Here is a 1,123-nt window from a genome sequence, read left to right as displayed (position 1 = left end):
GGCCAAACTATAAATCAGGTACAGTACAAATCCGTCATAAACCAAAGAAAAATAGATCCAAAATGACAAGCTGATGCCGATGGCTTTGGCTTTGTCTCTCGTCAGAACGGAAGCCAAAAATGCCAATCCTGCAAAAACCACACTCAGTCCGATGCCGATTCCCAATAAGATCAAGACTGAAGAATCCGCACCCCAAAGGAGCATCGGCGCACCAAAACCTATTACAATCGCCATGCTCAATACGAAAATTACAGCAAGAATCTGACTTAAAAATACATCTCTTCTTTTGACAGGTTGGGCGAGCATGAGCTCGGTAAACTCCAGGTTATTGAAAAAATGGGTTGTGGCAAAGATGGCTGAAATCAAAGGAACGATCATCAGCATGATGTTGAGCAGACTGAGGGAAACTTTACTCATGTCTTCCGATACCTGGTAAATGGAAATGGCTACCAACACCATAAAAAGGGTATAAAGTAAGGCAAACCTTGACTTTACGATATCATACAGGGCGTATTTCAATAACTTAAACATGGCTCAATTCAGTTTTAATTTGCTTTTTTTTTAAACTCCATTCCATCAACCTCGCGATGGCGGTGGTGAATTTGGATTCTCCTGTAATGTCCTTCAGGCTTTCGGTCGTGTCATTGAAAAATACCTTGCCTTCGTGGATATAGATCGCATGATTGGTCAGTTCATCGAGCTCGCTGAGGATATGGGAAGTGATGAGGATGAGTTTTCCTTTTTCCCTTTCTTGGATGATTTTGTTTTTTAGGATTTCGACGGCGATGGGGTCAAGTCCAGCAGTAGGTTCGTCTAGGATCAGAATATCAGGATGAAACATGAATGCCAAGGATGCACTCACTTTTTGGCGTGTTCCCCCGCTAAGGGTTCGCAAAGGTTTGTCCAACATGTCCATCAAGCCAAACTGATTTGCAAGTTCCATGTCATGTTTTTTGATTTCCGGTCGCATGTCTTGCATCATCGAAAATAGCTGACCGATTTTGATATTGTCGGGATACCTTCCGATCTGCGGCATGTAGCCGATATCAGCCCTGTATGCGAAGTTTCCTTTGATGGAATTACCTTTGACGAGGATGTCTCCTGCATTTGGGATGACCATGCC

2 protein-coding genes are annotated in these 1,123 nt (G+C 43.2%); both read right to left on the bottom strand.

Translation table 11 applies throughout. The annotated features are described in order from the left end of the window. On the bottom strand, positions 1–531 hold a 531-nt coding region (locus ACZFYI_RS20525), incomplete at its 3' end, for an ABC transporter permease subunit (protein WP_462525977.1). Beyond that, a partial coding sequence (locus ACZFYI_RS20520; protein WP_462525976.1) for an ATP-binding cassette domain-containing protein occupies positions 524–1,123 on the bottom strand: 600 nt, incomplete at its 5' end. The genes ACZFYI_RS20520 and ACZFYI_RS20525, both read right to left, overlap by 8 nt.

The sequence above is a fragment of the Aquiflexum sp. genome (genome assembly GCF_977115555.1).
Note: the sequence above shows the minus strand (reverse complement) of the source record. Positions and strands in the feature narration are given on the sequence as shown.